Origin of the sequence: Ureibacillus sp. 179-F W5.1 NHS, from assembly GCF_045369345.1 — a bacterium.
GTDB lineage: Bacteria > Bacillota > Bacilli > Bacillales_A > Planococcaceae > Ureibacillus > Ureibacillus halotolerans.
In genome coordinates, this window is the sequence record NZ_JBIQFG010000013.1 from 38,927 (window position 1) to 55,767 (window position 16,841).

The following is a 16,841-nucleotide window of genomic DNA, read 5'->3' on the forward strand; positions in this document are numbered from 1 at the left end:
CCGTTACTAATAATTTATATACTATTCCATATAAATCATCGTCTATATTTCATTTTTATTAAACTCAATTCGTATTTTTTTATATTTCATCCTCGAATTAATGTAAATGCCGTTACGCAATTTGCCCCGTTGTCTAATAAAACTTTTTTACCATGTTGAATCGTAGTTCCAGTTGTATAAATATCATCAACTAAAATAAAATCCTTCCCTTTAACATCCATACCGTTCTTTAATCGGAAAATAGGGGGTGCTTTCAATCTTTGTTGCCGAGATTTTCCCCCTTGGGTTTCCGTCGTAATTTTTTCAAGATAATGAGTAAAAGGGACATTCGCTTCCTTTAACAATTCATCGACATGGGAAAAGGTTCTTTCCTTTAGTTTCAGGGGATGCATTGGTATAGGAACGATGACGGCTTTTTGTTTTGATAAATACATGTGAATTTGTTCTCTAAAAATTTTAGCTAAAATCACATCATGCAAAAACTTATAACGATGGAGGTAGTCTTTCATTGGATTATTATATCGGAAGAGAGAGATAACTGTTTTATCTTTGTTTTCATAAGGCTCAAACTTTTTTTCACAATCAAAGCAAATTGTTTTCGGAAAATGATTTGTTAATAGTAACTTCCAAGTAACAGGTTCGTTTAGCGGTGTGTTACATAAAAGACAATTTCTCACTTCAAAACGTTTCATTTTGATTCCTCTCCGAACCCTTCTTTATTTAGACGTATAATTTCATTTCGCGCTTCATCCATTTCCGCCGTAATTCCGTGATGAAAAAATACAATATCTCCTTTTGGAAATTGAGCATTCCGTCCAACACGACCACTTATTTGAATGAGAGCGCTGGATGTAAAAATTTTGGACTCAGCACCAACTACGGCAACTTGAATATTTTTAATTGTAATTCCTCTCTCTAAAATAGTAGTTGTTAGCAAACCAGGTACCTCTTCCTGTCGAAGTTGTAACACTTTTGATTTTCTTTCTACATCTTCTGCATGGACACTTTCGATTCGATTATCTAAAAGTTGAAAGAGGGGGGTTGCCTTTTGCATTAATTGAATAGTAGGAAAGAAAATTAAAAAAGGTTCTTTATTTCGTAGCCTTGCTTTCGTCCATTCCTCCAGTTTTGATGGAATTTTCCCCTTTTGCATTTTTTTATCGTAAGACCATAATGACTCAAACCTAGGTACTGGTAACGGGTAGCCATGATATCTTCTTGGAATAAAAGATACTCCCCATTTTTCCCGCTTCGCTTGAGATACAATTTGGGCAGAAGGGGTTGCTGTAACTAACACTATCGGAGCATCTTTCCTTTTCACTTTTATCACCGCTTGTTGAAGAGCACGGTCATACGTATAAGGAAAGGCATCCGCTTCATCCACAATAACGACATCAAACGCATTTTCAAAACGATAAAGTTGATGGGTTGTAGCTATGACAAGTTGGGAAAAACCTTGTTGTATAGGTGCATTTCCGTACAATGCATGTAAGTTTGTTTTCGGAAAAACCTTTTGAAAACGGGGATACAATTCTAAAACGACATCCGTTCGAGGGGTTGCAATACAAACCCGTTTTCCTTGTTTCAGGGCAAATTGAACAGCAGGAAAAAGAATTTCTGTTTTTCCCGCTCCACAAACTGCAAAGATTAAATGATTCCTACCTGTTTTTATACTTTCTTTTAATTGTTGGGATGCTTCCAATTGTAGTTCTGTATACGTCCCTTCCCACTGAAGTTCATGAGATAGACGATGATGTGGTTCTGGTCCATTCCATGTCAGTAAATCCGTGCAACTGCTTACTCTCCCCATATTTATACAGTGCCGGCAGTATACACATACCTTTTCACATCTTGCACAATTATAGTGAACAAATTCATACTGATTTGTATTTTGACATCGATGACAAATATAATATGGTCGTTGGAATAAACCTTTGCGAATAAAAGAAATACCAGGTTTTATATTGAAAAATTCTTGTTCTATATATTTTTCGATTTTGTCTTGTGGAAAAGGGGTATAATTCCTTGTCCATATTCGTCCTATGAAAAAATCTCGGATCTTTGATTCAACTACGATTCCTCTATAAATGAATCTTTTATTTACTTTACACAATTGATATTTCAATAGAATCACTCCTTCGTTTCGTTAAAGGTTATTATGAAAATTATTTTTGTATTGTATTGAAAATATCTTTCGTAAAATTTCAAGTAAATAAAAACAGTCTCTACTATACTGTAGAGACTGTTTTCAACTATTATTTAATTTTTAACTTTATATCTTTTTCACCCATCCAAGTCCGAGGGAACCATCTCCTAGATGAGTTCCTATAACCGGGCCAAAATAGCTTAAACGAAACTCAACATTCGAATATTTTCCAGCTAAATCATTCATCCAATCGCGTCCTTCATTTTCACAATTAGCATGAATAATTGTTGCGATTAGTTTGTCGTTTTCTGCAGCATCTTTAGCGAGTAATTCTTCCACACGTCGCAACGCTTTTTTCTTCGTACGGATTTTTTCAAAAGGAACGATGACTTTATTTTCAAAATGAAGGACAGGTTTTACTTGTAATAGCCCACCTACTAAAGCTGCGGCAGCGGAAAGTCTTCCGCCTCGTTGTAAATGAGAAAGATCATCTACAACAAAATAAGCTCGCATCACAGTTCTCATTTCTTCCAACGTGCTTAAAATTTGATCTGCTGTTGCGCCTTGCTGTGCCATTTCAGCAGCCTTAAGAACAAAATATCCTTGAGGGGAACAGGAAATTTCACTATCAAATGCATGCACTGTTATGCCTTCTACCATCTGACCAGCTTGTACAGCTCCTTGATATGTACCACTTATACCACTAGATAAGTGAATGGAAATTACCTCATCATAATCTTTCGCTAACTCTTCAAACAACTCAACAAATTTCCCAATAGGAGGTTGTGTTGTTTTCGGAAATTCTTTAGCACCGCGTACTTTATCATAAAATTGTGAAGCTGTAATCTCAACTTCTTCTTCATAACTACCATCTTCTAAATTAACGCTAAGAGGAATCATTCGAATGTTGTAGCGTGCTCTTTCTTCAGGCGTTAAATATGCTGTACTATCTGTAACGACTGCAATACTCATGAATATCCCACTCTCCTAATAAAAATTATATTACCTTATTACAAAATAGATGTGAACTCCCTAACCTCAATATAGTTATGGAATACTAGAAAACTGTTTAAAATTTATCCTTATGTTCTAGTAAAAAGAAAGCGTTCCGTATACTTAAACAAGTGTACACGAAACGCTATGATATTAAAGATAATTCCTAAAAACTAACTATTCGATTCGTTACCAATATAGTAAACGCTTGTTACTTTCCATGCACCATCTTCTTTTACAAAAACAGTAACTTGACGTCCACTACTTGTAAGTTCCGTATTTGTTTTAATCTCTGTCATTTTAATATCTAGATTAGCATATACTTGTGCTTCTTCTTCACTGTATTTGACAATCGTTATATCTGAAGGTGTTCTTTTAATATTATATTGATTAAAGGCAGTTTTTGCCGCTTCAATATCTTCCTCATATTCAAAACCTTGTGGATTTTTAGAAAGGGTTTTTGTATAACGATTGATATCCTTTTCATTAAAGGCTGCAATATATTCATTAAAAGCCTCAATGATTTGTTTTTCTTCCTTTTCCGGTACATCGGCTGCCTTTTCAATTTTATCGCCAAGTACTTCAAAACCTACCGTATTTTCACTAGCAGATTCAGTAACATTTTCATTATTTACTTCTTCATTATTATTACAGGCGGTAAGCATAAATAATGCTAACACCAAAATAAACCATTTTTTCATAAACTTTAAACCTCCCGCGCGAATATTGTAGCATAGTTGTCAAACTATGGCTAATTTCGTAAAAAAACATCGAATTTGTAACCAAATTTTATCATTTGTTACTGATTACCCGTTAGTATGACGTTTCCAACTACTTTTAGTTTCCGTCAGTTTAACGTTGAGAACCTAACGTCTATCCTTCAAAATCGTATCTATTTTCACTTGTCGTTTTAAAAACTGAAAAAAACTAACAGTCTACTCTTAGTGGGAAATGACATATTTTAAACCTATAACCAAGTCTCTGCTAAAATGAACAAAAAAATTCCAATCAACAATACTGTTGATTGGAACTATTCAATATCAATTGTTACCTTTAAATTATCTTACTTCTACCCAACCATTCTTAATAGCCGTAACTACTGCTTGTGTACGGTCATTAACGTTCATTTTTTGTAAAATACTTGATACATGGTTTTTAACTGTTTTCTCAGAAATAAATAATGTTTCACCAATTGTACGATTGGATTGTCCATCTGTTAACAACTGAAGAACTTCACATTCTCTTTTCGTAAGTAAATGGAAAGGACGGCGAATTTCAGTTTGATGGAAGTTCCCTTTATTTTCATGTTCGCTCAAACGACGGAACTCAGCTACTAAATTTTTCGTTACTTTTGGATGTAAATAAGAACCACCATTCGCAACTACTTTTATCGCTTCAACGATTTCATCTGCATCCATTTCTTTTAACATATACCCGAGGGCTCCAGATTTTAACGCATGTGTTACATAACTTTCATCATCATGAATGGATAGCATAATTACTTTTGCTTCAGGAAATTCTGCAATTAACTCTGCTGTTGCTTCCACACCATTTTTTCCAGGCATATTGATATCCATTAGTACTACATCAGGGAAATGATTACGGTATATATTCACTACATCCGTACCATCATCACCTTCTGCAACTACTTCAAATGAATCTTCGAAATCTAAAATTCGTTTAACTCCTTCTCGGAATAATTGGTGATCATCAATAATTATAATTTTCGTCATAAAATCCTTCCCCCTACAATAAATAACATCTTCGATTATTTCTCATTATTTAATTTATTTCTGGAAATGGTATTTTAAAAAAGATTGTAGTCCCTTTACCGATTCCACTTTGAATTTCCATATTACCTTTTAATAGATCAATTCTTTCTTTCATTCCGATAATACCAAAAGATTGGTCTTTTACACTAGTTTTATCGAAACCTTTTCCATTATCTTTCACTAATATATTAACATATTTTCGAAGCCACTCTATTTTCACCCAAATTTCTGAAGCGTTGCCATGCTTTATTGCATTATTTACGCCTTCTTGTACTAATCGGAAAATAGATACTTCATAATCTGAAGGTAGCCTTTTTTCATTACTATAAGATTGGAAGTGTATCTCAAGACCTTTGTTATAGTCCATAATAGTTGACAAGTACTTTTTCAATGTAGGTACAATGCCTAAATCATCCAATGCCATAGGACGTAAATCGTAAATGATTCGACGTACTTCCGATAGAGCATCTCTTACAGTCATTTTTAACGCTGCTATTTCCTGTATTGCCGCTTCAATGCCCTTTTCTCTATAAGTTCGTTCAATTATATCAGAACGCATTAAAACGTTAGCCATCATTTGAGCTGGCCCATCATGGATTTCCCGTGATAAACGTTTTCTTTCTTTTTCTTGGGCTGCTATAATTTTAATACCAAAATCTTGCTTTATCTTAGCTTGTTCTAGTGCAGCGCTAACATTTTTCAAATCAGATGTTAAATAGTTCAACACTACGTTCACTTGATTTACAATGTGATCAGCACGATCAATTGTCTCGTATAATGTTTTTAATCTTAGTTCCAAATCATCTCTTTTTTCACGTAAACTCTTCTCTTCAGAACGAGTTAAAGATAATCGAATTTGAAGGTCATTTGCAGCTTCATATGCTTCTCTTACCTCTTCTTCGGAATACTGATTAAAAAACTTGCTTACTAATACAAGACGTTGTTTAGCCATTTTGGTTCTTTTTTCTAAATGATCACTTTCTTCTATGATTATTTTAATTTTCTCTTTAATAATCTCTAGTTCTGCCTTCATTTCTTCAAAGCTTCTGCGGCTTTGTTCACTAATAATGAATATATCATTTTTAGAACTCGTGATGGTTTCAATCATTCGATTAAATATAACGTCAAGTGAACCTATGTCAACTTTATCGTTTGAAAACATACCTTTTCCCCAATCTAATTGGTGTTATTATTAAAACAATAAAAGTTTTTTAAATTGAAAACCAGTAGATGTAATTGTTTATAGATATTATAACATTTAAATAATTTTTTTTAAGTAAATATCTTACTATAGTATATTGCATTTTTTGTTAAAAAAAGGAGAAATTATAATGCGAAAAGACTATAAAACCGTAAAAGGATTTGGAGAACGGGAAATTGTTCTCTCAAAATCTCGTTTTATCGCCTATGTAAATAGGGCTGAATCGGAGGAAGAAGCGATAGAATTTATTAATTCCATCAAAAAAAAGCACCCGAATGCAACCCATAACTGCTCTTGCTATATGATTGGCGAGCATGATCAAATTCAAAAAGCAAATGATGATGGGGAACCTAGCGGAACTGCTGGCGTCCCTATGCTTGAGGTTCTAAAAAAACAAGGATTAAAAGATACAGTTGTTGTTGTAACACGTTACTTTGGGGGAATAAAACTCGGTGGTGGAGGATTAATTCGCGCATATGGTAAAGCGACAACTGAAGGAATCGCCGCTGCCCAAGTTGTTGAAAGAAAGTTACATCATGTAATGAAAATTTCCATAGATTATACTTGGTTAGGTAAAGTGGAAAATGAAATTCGAAACTCTCACTATCATTTAAGTGACATTCAATATGCAGACGCTGTTCATTTATTCGTTGATGTATTGCAAAAGGATGAAGAGACATTTACTAATTGGATTATTGAATTAACAAACGGTCAATCTTCTATTCATTGTGTCGATAAAAAATTTGTAGAATTCACCATATAAACCTATTAATTTTTGTTTTACTGATATTCGACATCATAGTATAATTAGTCGTATTGAATTATTTTTAATTTGCAGATTATTAATTTTATATTTTGACTAAGCTGAAAGTTTTACCAACAATACCTGACAATACGGTTCGACATACTAAATATGAATCCAATTATCATCAATATTGTGATTCCTACGGTTAGAGGAGAGTTTAGATGAAAAGATCAAGATCAGAAATATATATCCAGAAGAGGAAACCGAAGAAGAAGTTTTCCCGTTTTTTTAAAGTATTTTTAATACTAACTGCCTCACTACTATTATGTGTGGCCTGCTATGCTGTTTACTTAGTGAAAAAGGCTGAAAACGCAGCTAATCAATCCTACGAAAAAATTAACAATCGGGAATATTCCGAAATGCGTGAAGCAAAAGTTGAACCCCTTGAGGACAATGTTTCCATCTTATTTATTGGTGTCGATGACAGTGAAGCAAGGGAACAAGGATCGGACAATTCTCGATCAGACGCCCTTATTTTAGCTACATTAAATAACGAATCAAAAACTGTTAAAATATTAAGCATCCCTCGAGATTCTTACGTTTATATCCCATATGTAGGTTATAGTGATAAAATTACCCATGCCCATGCATTCGGTGGTACCCTTGCAACTATCGAAACAGTTGAAGAACTATTCGATATTCCGGTTGATTATTACGTAAGAATGAACTTTAATGCTTTCATCGACGTTGTCGATAGTTTAGGAGGAATCGATGTCGACGTTGATATCCCCTATGCCTTTTATGAAAGAGATGAAAATGACAAAAAGACGATTTATTTAGAACCTGGTTACCAACATTTAAATGGTAGTGAAGCACTGGCTTTAGCAAGAACACGTAAACACGACAGTGACATTATGCGTGGTAAACGTCAACAAGATATTATAAAAGCAATCGCAAAAAAAGCAACTTCAGTAACATCCATTACAAAATACGATGATGTCATCGATGCCATAAGTAACAATATGAAAACAGATATGACATTTAGTGAAATGAAAACATTTATAAATTATTTCTCAGAAGGGGTACCAGAAATTGAATCTTTAAATTTAGAGGGCTCCGATGATACATCTTCAGGTACATATTATTACCAACTAGATGAAGAATCAATAAATGAAATTTCACAGATTTTAAAAGGAAGTCTTGGTTTAATTCCAGATACATCTAATCTCTCTGAAAATAGTTCTGAGACTAGCGTTACAGAGACAACTTCTAATTCAAATCCATAAACAAATGATTATAAACTCCCAATATATATATTCGATTGGGAGTTTTTCTCTCCTATCAACTCATTAATAACCTAATATCGATTAAATAATAAAGAAAACAAGCTACTAACATTGAACGCTTTCCGCTCTAAAGTAGTAGCTTGTTTTTTATGTTTTATAACTATAGTAAGAACTTACTTATGTAGCTAATTCTTGTCTGCCAGAGCAAACAATTCAAATCATTAACAACTCAAAATAAAAGCTACCACTTCGAATAGCTTAACGTTCTGAAGTAGTAGCTTATTTTCATATGTTTTGTAATTGTACTCATTTATTAAACAGCTTTGCTAGATTGATTAGTGGGCGATAATTCTTTCCTGCTAGCCCGATTACTTCTACAAACAATTCAATCAGCACTAAAATAACTGCAATAAGGAAAATGGCACCCCATAATTTTGCAACAGAGATCGTTATAGCCGCTAGTCCAAACAGTGTGGCAATTCCATAAATGAGTAAAACCGTTTGACGATGAGAAAAACCTAACCCAATTAAACAATGGTGTAAATGGGATTTATCAGGAGCAGTCCACTTTTGTTTATTGCGAAAACGGCGGACAATTGCAAAGAATGTATCAGAAATTGGTACACCTAGCATAATGACCGGAACAATAAATGAGAACATAGTTACTCCTTTAAATCCGAGTAAAGAAAGTACTGATATCATAAAACCTAAAAATAAGGCTCCGGTGTCACCCATAAAAATTTTAGCTGGATAGAAGTTATGGAATAAAAAGCCGATTGTGCTACAAGCTAAAATAGCTGCTGTGGCAACAACAAACATATCTCCCAAAATAAAAGCCATACATGATAAGGTCACAAGAGCAATTGTAGAAACACCTGCTGCAAGACCATCTAAACCATCAATTAAGTTAATTGCATTTGTAATCCCAACAATCCATATAATGGTGAATGGAATACTAAGTAGTCCAAACTCTAATTTACCACCAAAGGGCAAATTGATAAAATGAATTTGAATATCTCCAACAAATACAATAATAAAAGCAGCGATTAACTGGCCAATTAATTTTGACTTCGCTGAAATTTCAAACACATCATCCAACATACCTGTTAGAACAATAATTGTAGCACCTAAAATAATTGCAATTGGCATTACATATGAATTATCCCCATCCGGTAAGGGTCTTAAAATAGCTAGTCCCACTAAAAATGCAATAAATATTGCTAAACCACCAAGTCGAGGCATTATTCGCGAATGGACTTTTCGATAGTTTGGCGCATCTACTGCACCGATACGAAATGCTAAACGTTTCACAAGTGGAGTAATTAAAATGGCAACGATAAATGCCATGACTAAAGACACGTAAATCATGTCTCTCCTCCTCAAGAGTAATATATATGCAGTCTAAATCTAAATTATTATACCATGAATTAGTACTAATAATAACTACTATTCATTACAAAGAATAAACAAATAAATTAAATTATTTTAACAGGTTCGATCAGTATCCTTTCATATTATTTTCACCACTCTTAAAGATCTTCATACCATTTTACAATGAAGAAACCCATTCATTAATTTTTGTTTCTTTGAACCATATTAAGGAATTTTAATATTAAAAGAAACCTTTGAATTTTTAATTTTAAGTAAAAATAATGTGAATTTTTCCAACAAATCCAACCAAACTAATTATTTGACGTTTTTTAAAACCGAAAGTTACACTGTCGCAAAAAAATTTACAAAACCAATAGTAAGAAGGATTTTCCGTATTCTTACCTTTTCCAACCTATTATTTACAATCCTTTAACAAAATAAATAAAGTATTTAATTTATCGACAAAATGTGATAGAATTCATCATTGTGTATAAGAATATAATAAATTTTTTGAAAGTTTTTGCTTTTCAATTAAGAAAGGAATTTGTAGTACAATGAAGTTTTTAAAAGAAAACCTTGCAGTAGGATTTATGCTCTTCGCATTATTCCTAGGTGCTGGAAATATTATTTTCCCTCCAGAATTGGGACAAAATGCAGGTACAGAATTTTTACCATCCATTATTGGTTTCCTAATTACAGGAGTTGGGTTACCATTAATTGGAATTGTAGCAGTCGCTAAAAACGGCGGTGACTTACAACTCGTTGCAAATCGAGTACATCCGGTCTTTAGCCTTATTTTTACTTCTATTATTTATTTGTCCATTGGTCCGCTGTTCGCGATTCCACGTACTGGAGCCGTTACATATGAAATCGGTATCGCTCCGTTTTTATCGGACTCGGCCCAATCTAGTTGGATTCCATTGTTCATTACATCATTACTTTTCTTTGGAATCGTACTTTATTTATCATTAAACCCAACGAAATTAGTAGATCGTATTGGAAAAATATTAACACCTGCATTATTACTTATTATCGCTTTACTTGCAGTAAAATCATTTATTACACCGATGGGAGAATTCGGTTCACCCCATGGTGTTTATAAAACAAAGGCGTTCTCTGAGAGCTTTATTCAAGGTTATTTAACAATGGATGTTTTAGCTTCCCTTGTGTTTGGTATTGTTATTGTTCAATCGTTACAAGCAAAAGGCATTATGGAGCGTTCTAAACAAGTAACGATTACAATATTCTCTGGTATTGTTGCCGCAATTGGTTTAGCATTCGTCTATATTTCATTGGAATATATCGGTGCGACAAGTATTGATTCAATCGGTTATTTAGGTGATGGTGGAAGCATTATTGCAGAATCTGCGCGAGTTTTATTTGGTAACGCGGGAAATGTCATTTTATCTTTAGTCATTATTTTGGCTTGTATTACAACGGCTGTTGGACTTGTTTCTGCTAATGCTACATTTTTCAATAAACTATTCCCAAAAATACCTTATAAATTATTAGTCATTATTTTTACGTTCTTTAGTCTTTTCATTTCAAACTTCGGGCTAGAAAAATTAATAGCAATTACTTTACCAGTACTAATGTTTATTTACCCAATTGCCATCGTTTTAATGTTCTTAGTCATGTTTGACAAACTATTCAACCGCGCACCGATCGTATATATCCTAGCTTTAATTGCGACGGCATTCGTTAGTATTTATGACGGAATTAAAGCAGCTGGATTTGAAATTTCATGGTATGAACATATTTTAAAGTTATTACCTCTTTACGACCAAAGTATCGGCTGGTTAGTTCCTGCAATTATTGGAATGCTCATTGGATGGTTTATTCAATTATTAAGTAAATAATAAAAACCTCTCCTATTAATTAATATAATGGGAGAGGTTTTTTCATTTTATTACAGTCCATCTATGTTGCATAGGATAGTAATTCATCCTTTACAAAGTAAATCGATAAAAGTTCTTCCGTTAATTGATCCACGGTTTTTTTATTTGTCAGTAATAGCGTAAAGGTTAAACGCTCAATAGAACCTACTAAGCTTTGTGACACAATATGTATATCCATCTGTTCTAACTTACTAAAATACTGTTTTTGTTTCTCTAAAATATATTCAAACTTTTCAACTAATCTTTCTTTCACTAAATACGACCCTTCCGATTGATACAATCCTATTTTCGTCAATAATGGATTTTCAGAAAAATATTGTAAAAGGTTTCCGATTACTTGATGAAAATGGGCTTCATTTTGACCCGGCTGTTCTTCAAAAAGACGAAATAAATCGACTTGGAATTGTTCATTTAAATCAATAAATAAAGAATCTTTACTATCAAAGTATAAATAAAATGTAGGTTGAGTCACATTGGCTGCTTTAACAATGTCACTAATTTTCGTTTGATAATAACCATTTGATGCGAAAAGTTCAATCGCCTTCTCACGTAGTAATTGTTTGCTTCTTTCACCGTTTGAATTCACTTTTCTTCCACGCGCCATTTTACCTAATCCACCTATCCTATTAAAATACTTACAGACAAATAATGATTCCAATCTTTAGCAATATTATATAATAGTTATAGAGGATAATAAAGACTTTAGACTTATATAAAATTACAAAAGTTCTATTTAAATATTTGATTTAATTATCGCTTCTAAAATGTATTAGTCCAATTAACCTAAAATAAACATAAAATAAAACGCCTTTTAAAAGGCGTTTTATTTTATGTTTATTTTATGACGTTTTAAAAACTTTCTTTTTAATAACAGCCAAGAAATCCTTCATTTCTTTTATTCCCAACAAGAAATAAGAGCCTACCGTAATGACAACAAATATGAATACTCCAATGATAAATGTTATCCATTTACTATCGAATGTGAAATACTTGCTTGATAAATAAAGAACAATACCTATCAAAATAAAGGAAGCAATTGATTTTAATAAATTAGAATTTTTATCCGAAATAAGTTTTAAACTATATTTAAAGTTCGCATATATCATTAACATGATTGTATTCGTAACAGAACTTATAAACGTTCCCCATGCTATCGCACTAACTCCAGATCCTTCAGCAAATAAATACATAACCGCAATATTGACTACAAATACATTGATAATACTAAAAATGACTGGAGCCATCGAGTCACCTTTTGCATAATAAAAACGAGTTATATATGTATTAGCCGCTAAAAAGAACATGGATAATACAAAAATTTGTAATACTGGTGTCGTAATAGCTGTACTTTTCTCAGTAAATTTTCCATATTCAAAAATGACTTGAATTAAATTTTCTCCATAGAAGAAAGAATAGATTGAAACAGGTATTAAAAGTAATAATAAATAATGTAACCCTCTACTATATAAACTTTTAATGGATGAATGATCATCTTCGGCTTCTTTTCTACTTAATATCGGATAAATAACTGTCGTTACAGCTGTTATTAAAATTGCTTGTGGAAATTGGGTTAATCGAGAAGCATAGTTCACAACGGAAATAGCATTTTCTCCTAGGCCAAGTAATCCAACGAAAAAACGTTGCAACATAGCATAAATTTGTATCGTTCCCCCGCCTATTGCAATCGGGACAACCATTAACCATAATTCCTTTGTTGTTTGATCCTGCTTAAAGGAAAGACCAACTTGGTAGGTATCCAATTTTCGGTATCCAATAATAAGGAAATAAATCATAACAATTGCACTTGCAAAAGCACTGATACCATAGGCAATAGGTCCAACGAATAATGATAATCCTACTGCTATAAGTAAAAAACTTATATTATAAATTAATATTGAAATACTAGATAAATGAAATTTATTATGAACATTTAATAATCCACTATACCAAGATGCTAAACATAACAGAATGGAAGAGGGCATCATCCAATAAAATAGATGCTTCGATAATTCGAAACCTTCTCGACTTATTTCAAACCCTGAATCACGGTAAAATAAATTAATAATTGGTTCTGTAAAAAATAGAACTATCAGTGTCATGACAGACACTGAAATAAGAACAATAGTAAAAGATTGTTTGACAAATAATGCTTGGTTCGTTGACTTTTTATTATAAAGGGATATAACGGCAGTCGTAAAAGCCCCACCAATTACTAAATATAAAAAATTAGGGAAATTATAAGCGGTAAAAATACTATCAGAGGCATAGGATACCCCATATTGATAACCAATTACCATTTCCCTCAGGAAGCCGAATAGTCGAGCAGCAATATTAATAATTGCAACGGCTCCAACAATTTTTAAAAATTTATTCATGAGTTGGAACCACCTTTAACCGTTGATTCGTAGAGATTAATCACTGTTTTTGTAATTTCTTTCACATCGTGAAGATGCAATATTTCCTTCGCTGCTTCTTCATTGTAATATTGTTCTTTTGGCGTATGTAAAGCCCGAATCATTTCATCCGTTAATGCCCCAGGATTTTTAGCTTCAACTAGATGGCCTGTCCCATTCTCTAATAAAGAAACGAGACCGCCAACACTGGAAGCAATAACAGGTGTACCAGATGCGATAGCTTCCAATGCTACTAATCCGAACCCTTCTATATGGGAAGGTAATACAAATACATTACTTGCTTGGAACCATTTCACTAATTCCTTTTGTTCTAACGGGTCAACTAATACAACGGTGTCATCAATATAAGGTTGAATTTGATGAATGAAGTTGCCATCCCTTCTTGAACCAATGAGTACTAATTTAACTGATTTTCCGGTTCTTTTCTTTACTTGTTGAAATGCTTGCAACAATTCTTCTATACCCTTTTGTTTAATGACATTTCCTACAAATAAATAAATAAAATCGTGTTGATCCAGTCCTAGTTGTCCTCTTACTAATGAAAGATTAGCAGGCTGGAACACTTCCCGGTCAACTCCCATACTACAAACAGTAATTTTATCGCGTGGAATTTTATATTCTTCTTCTATTTGCTTTGCCAAAACGGGACCGACTGCAATAATAGCGCTACTTTCTTTTAATATGCTTTCAGTCCATTGACGTATTTTTGCATTTTTCTTTGCCATTCGTTCAATATCCCCACCGTGGGCTGTAACAATATAAGGAATATGAAATATTTTTTTTAAAAGTAAAGAAAACATTCCTGATGGAAAAACATAATGGGCATGGGTAAGGGATATTTGTTTCCGATATTTTATCGCTTTCTTAATAATATTTACTCCCCATTTACAGTACTTTACAATCGTTTTCTTTCTTCCTGTTTCAGGATCTTGGTTAACCGCTACGATTACATCTAAATCTTCATTTCGAAGGGCTTCTACCTGGTTTTTTACAAATATCCCAAAAGATAAATGTTTACTAGAAGGATACATGTTACTAATTACGAATATTTTTTTCATCAGTCCTTCACGCCTTTTCATCAATTCTTTACATACTTTTACACAATTATTGAAAACAACTTAATATTTTCCTTATAAAATAAACATGTCTCTGTTTTCTTTATGCTTTATTAATACATAATAAAAATCTTTGGGACAACTTTAAAATTTTTTCATTAAATTTCAAAAAACTGTAATATCAGTTTACTAGCCTTATTTTTTTCTGTCCAACGTGTGCTAAGGCATTACTTTTCCTAAATATGTATAATGTTTAGAGAATGTAATAATTACCCACAATATGATTAAGATTAAGAAAGGAATTTTCAAATGCAACTTACCAAGCAAAACTTATTTTCAAAAGATTTCCTTCAAATTTTCATTTTATTAATTTTTACATTTGCTGTACTTGCACTCCCATCTAAAGTAACGATTATATTAACAACTTTAGTTTTTATCATTTTCGCTTTTATAAAACCTTTTGAAAGTATTTTATATTTAGTTATTTATGTAGCGATTCGTCCATTTTTAATTGAAGTCAATTCCGGTATGAAATATATCGGTGACATCATTACGTTTATTTTATTAGTAAAATGCCTTATTTCAAGTAAATTTGATATGAAGAATTTATTAAAATTTAAATTATTTGAATCGGCATTCTTTATCTTTTTACTATTCGGTGCGTTAAACGGCTATTTAAATGGGGTTAGTGTTGGAGCAATTTTATTCCAAGTCCGTACATTTATCATTATGTACTTTATTTATTTCTTCCTCTCTAGAAGTCAATTACCAATCAACTTTATATCAAAGTTAGCCTGGACAGGTGTAGGTTTAGGTTGGTTATTAGCATTGCATGGTATCATTGAAAAAATTTCTATACGCCAATGGTTGCTACCTTACAACTGGAAACATATGGCGCTATCTCCGGAGAATATATCTAGAATTTATGGATTAGTAGGAAATCCAAATTCATTAGCACTTGTTTTAATGTTTTGTATTATTTCCGTTTTTGTATTAAAGCATTTGTTTAAAAACAATGAATATAAAATTTTCTTAAATATAAGTCTCGTGCTCTTTATGGGTATCTTTATTTTAACGTTCTCTAGAGGAACATTGATATCTGCCGTTGTATTAGGAGTCACTTACATTTTATTATCTAGACAGTTCTATTTAATTAAACAAATTGCAATTAGTTTAATAGCATCTGTTCTCCTCGTTTACTTCCCTATCATTGGAGGGGTGAATTTAGCTCAATCAATGGGTGTAGAAGCGCCGGAAGGAATTGCTGGTGGTATCGGGGAACGTTTTAATCAAACAATCGATGAAAAAAATATTGAGCTTATGGTTTCCAATGGGCGAGTTTTTTATATAACAAAAGGGTTCGAAATTTTTAGTGATCAACCAATCACAGGGACAGGATTCGGTACTTTTGGAGGTGCCGCTACCCTTTCCTACGGATCACCTATTTACGAGGACTATGGAATCGATTTATCGATTTATTATAATAATAAAATCTATTCCGATAACCAATATATTCAAATTATCGCTGAAACCGGATCAATTGGTGTCATTTTATTTGCGATTTTCTTAATTTCCATGGTAATACTGTTTTGGAAAAGAAAGAATACAAGTTTCGGGCAATTTATGATCGCATTATGGTTATCTACAGGATGTTCAGGAGCTTATTATAATATTTGGGAATTAAAAATTTACACTTTAATCTTCTTCATTATTTTAGGAATATTTGCTGTACAAAATAAACTATATAAACAATACTCATTGAATTAAACAGCTTTGGGATCATTTCCCAATTAAACGTAAAAAGACACTTATGAAGAAAAGGAACAGTTTAACTGTTTCTACTTCTTTCAATAAGTGTCTTTTTCGTCTTTTTGCCATTTAGGCGTGAAACAATCACAAAGTGTGACAAAGTATAAGTATATATTACAGTTAAATGATACATACTGCAATATTTACGAAT

The 16,841-nt window shown here is 32.6% G+C and carries 14 protein-coding genes; 4 read left to right on the forward strand and 10 right to left on the reverse strand.

From position 1 onward, the window contains the following. Positions 1–86: 86 nt before the first annotated feature. The 6 genes from ACH0B5_RS08245 to ACH0B5_RS08270 form a co-directional block, all read right to left on the reverse strand. Positions 87–692 carry a ComF family protein gene (locus ACH0B5_RS08245; RefSeq protein WP_122971072.1) on the reverse strand — a complete coding sequence of 202 codons (606 nt, stop codon included), beginning with the start codon at positions 690–692 and terminating at the stop codon, positions 87–89. Next, positions 689–1,810 (reverse strand): ATP-dependent helicase ComFA, encoded by a 1,122-nt coding sequence (locus ACH0B5_RS08250; RefSeq protein ID WP_406927699.1) that lies wholly within the window; start codon positions 1,808–1,810, stop codon positions 689–691. Before ACH0B5_RS08250 ends, ACH0B5_RS08245 begins: the two co-directional genes overlap by 4 nt. A 462-nt stretch (positions 1,811–2,272) precedes the next feature. Then, on the reverse strand, positions 2,273–3,118 hold the full coding sequence (locus ACH0B5_RS08255; RefSeq protein WP_341361797.1) for a DegV family protein: 846 nt from the start codon (positions 3,116–3,118) through the stop codon (positions 2,273–2,275). A 194-nt stretch (positions 3,119–3,312) separates the two neighbouring features. Then, on the reverse strand, positions 3,313–3,840 hold the full coding sequence (locus ACH0B5_RS08260; RefSeq protein ID WP_122973618.1) for a nuclear transport factor 2 family protein: 528 nt from the start codon (positions 3,838–3,840) through the stop codon (positions 3,313–3,315). 357 nt (positions 3,841–4,197) lie between these two features. Then, complete coding sequence (locus ACH0B5_RS08265; RefSeq protein WP_122973619.1) at positions 4,198–4,872, reverse strand: response regulator transcription factor; 675 nt, start codon at positions 4,870–4,872, stop codon at positions 4,198–4,200. 49 nt (positions 4,873–4,921) lie between these two features. Next, positions 4,922–6,073: a sensor histidine kinase gene (locus tag ACH0B5_RS08270; protein WP_122973620.1), complete on the reverse strand. Its 1,152-nt coding sequence runs from the start codon at positions 6,071–6,073 to the stop codon at positions 4,922–4,924. A 169-nt stretch (positions 6,074–6,242) separates the two neighbouring features. On the opposite strand from ACH0B5_RS08270, the gene ACH0B5_RS08275 reads away from it, so the two are divergent. Beyond that, entirely contained in the window at positions 6,243–6,875 is a 633-nt protein-coding gene (locus ACH0B5_RS08275; RefSeq protein ID WP_122973621.1) for a YigZ family protein, read from the forward strand. A gap of 203 nt (positions 6,876–7,078) precedes the next feature. Then, on the forward strand, positions 7,079–8,143 hold the full coding sequence (locus ACH0B5_RS08280) for an LCP family protein (protein WP_122973622.1): 1,065 nt from the start codon (positions 7,079–7,081) through the stop codon (positions 8,141–8,143). 306 nt (positions 8,144–8,449) lie between these two features. Here ACH0B5_RS08280 and ACH0B5_RS08285 read toward each other — a convergent pair whose 3' ends face one another. After that, positions 8,450–9,511, reverse strand: a complete 1,062-nt coding sequence (locus ACH0B5_RS08285; protein WP_341361794.1) for a glycosyltransferase family 4 protein — start codon at positions 9,509–9,511, stop codon at positions 8,450–8,452. A 557-nt stretch (positions 9,512–10,068) separates the two neighbouring features. Here ACH0B5_RS08285 and brnQ point away from each other — a divergent pair. Next, the gene (gene brnQ, locus ACH0B5_RS08290) at positions 10,069–11,373 is read left to right on the forward strand and encodes a branched-chain amino acid transport system II carrier protein (protein ID WP_122973624.1); all 1,305 of its coding nucleotides are present in this window, start codon (positions 10,069–10,071) and stop codon (positions 11,371–11,373) included. Between the two features lie 61 nt (positions 11,374–11,434). Here the strand turns inward: brnQ and ACH0B5_RS08295 are convergent, their stop codons facing one another. The 3 genes from ACH0B5_RS08295 to ACH0B5_RS08305 form a co-directional block, all read right to left on the reverse strand. Beyond that, positions 11,435–12,016 (reverse strand): TetR/AcrR family transcriptional regulator, encoded by a 582-nt coding sequence (locus ACH0B5_RS08295; protein ID WP_122973421.1) that lies wholly within the window; start codon positions 12,014–12,016, stop codon positions 11,435–11,437. 235 nt (positions 12,017–12,251) lie between these two features. After that, complete coding sequence (gene murJ, locus ACH0B5_RS08300; RefSeq protein ID WP_406927700.1) at positions 12,252–13,787, reverse strand: murein biosynthesis integral membrane protein MurJ; 1,536 nt, start codon at positions 13,785–13,787, stop codon at positions 12,252–12,254. After that, on the reverse strand, positions 13,784–14,884 hold the full coding sequence (locus tag ACH0B5_RS08305) for a glycosyltransferase (RefSeq protein WP_406927701.1): 1,101 nt from the start codon (positions 14,882–14,884) through the stop codon (positions 13,784–13,786). The genes murJ and ACH0B5_RS08305 overlap by 4 nt, the downstream gene beginning before the upstream one ends. A gap of 306 nt (positions 14,885–15,190) precedes the next feature. Here ACH0B5_RS08305 and ACH0B5_RS08310 point away from each other — a divergent pair, with 306 nt between their 5' ends. After that, positions 15,191–16,648, forward strand: a complete 1,458-nt coding sequence (locus ACH0B5_RS08310) for an O-antigen ligase family protein (RefSeq protein ID WP_406927702.1) — start codon at positions 15,191–15,193, stop codon at positions 16,646–16,648. Positions 16,649–16,841 lie beyond the last annotated feature (193 nt).

What these genes read in the sequence shown, in the direction of transcription:
- ACH0B5_RS08245 (WP_122971072.1), bottom strand. Translation starts at nt 692, where the DNA reads ATGAAACGTTTTGAAGTGAGAAATTGTCTTTTATGTAACACACCGCTA.
- ACH0B5_RS08250 (WP_406927699.1), bottom strand. Translation starts at nt 1,810, where the DNA reads ATGGGGAGAGTAAGCAGTTGCACGGATTTACTGACATGGAATGGACCA.
- ACH0B5_RS08255 (WP_341361797.1), bottom strand. Translation starts at nt 3,118, where the DNA reads ATGAGTATTGCAGTCGTTACAGATAGTACAGCATATTTAACGCCTGAA.
- ACH0B5_RS08260 (WP_122973618.1), bottom strand. Translation starts at nt 3,840, where the DNA reads ATGAAAAAATGGTTTATTTTGGTGTTAGCATTATTTATGCTTACCGCC.
- ACH0B5_RS08265 (WP_122973619.1), bottom strand. Translation starts at nt 4,872, where the DNA reads ATGACGAAAATTATAATTATTGATGATCACCAATTATTCCGAGAAGGA.
- ACH0B5_RS08270 (WP_122973620.1), bottom strand. Translation starts at nt 6,073, where the DNA reads ATGTTTTCAAACGATAAAGTTGACATAGGTTCACTTGACGTTATATTT.
- ACH0B5_RS08275 (WP_122973621.1), top strand. Translation starts at nt 6,243, where the DNA reads ATGCGAAAAGACTATAAAACCGTAAAAGGATTTGGAGAACGGGAAATT.
- ACH0B5_RS08280 (WP_122973622.1), top strand. Translation starts at nt 7,079, where the DNA reads ATGAAAAGATCAAGATCAGAAATATATATCCAGAAGAGGAAACCGAAG.
- ACH0B5_RS08285 (WP_341361794.1), bottom strand. Translation starts at nt 9,511, where the DNA reads ATGATTTACGTGTCTTTAGTCATGGCATTTATCGTTGCCATTTTAATT.
- brnQ (WP_122973624.1), top strand. Translation starts at nt 10,069, where the DNA reads ATGAAGTTTTTAAAAGAAAACCTTGCAGTAGGATTTATGCTCTTCGCA.
- ACH0B5_RS08295 (WP_122973421.1), bottom strand. Translation starts at nt 12,016, where the DNA reads ATGGCGCGTGGAAGAAAAGTGAATTCAAACGGTGAAAGAAGCAAACAA.
- murJ (WP_406927700.1), bottom strand. Translation starts at nt 13,787, where the DNA reads ATGAATAAATTTTTAAAAATTGTTGGAGCCGTTGCAATTATTAATATT.
- ACH0B5_RS08305 (WP_406927701.1), bottom strand. Translation starts at nt 14,884, where the DNA reads ATGAAAAAAATATTCGTAATTAGTAACATGTATCCTTCTAGTAAACAT.
- ACH0B5_RS08310 (WP_406927702.1), top strand. Translation starts at nt 15,191, where the DNA reads ATGCAACTTACCAAGCAAAACTTATTTTCAAAAGATTTCCTTCAAATT.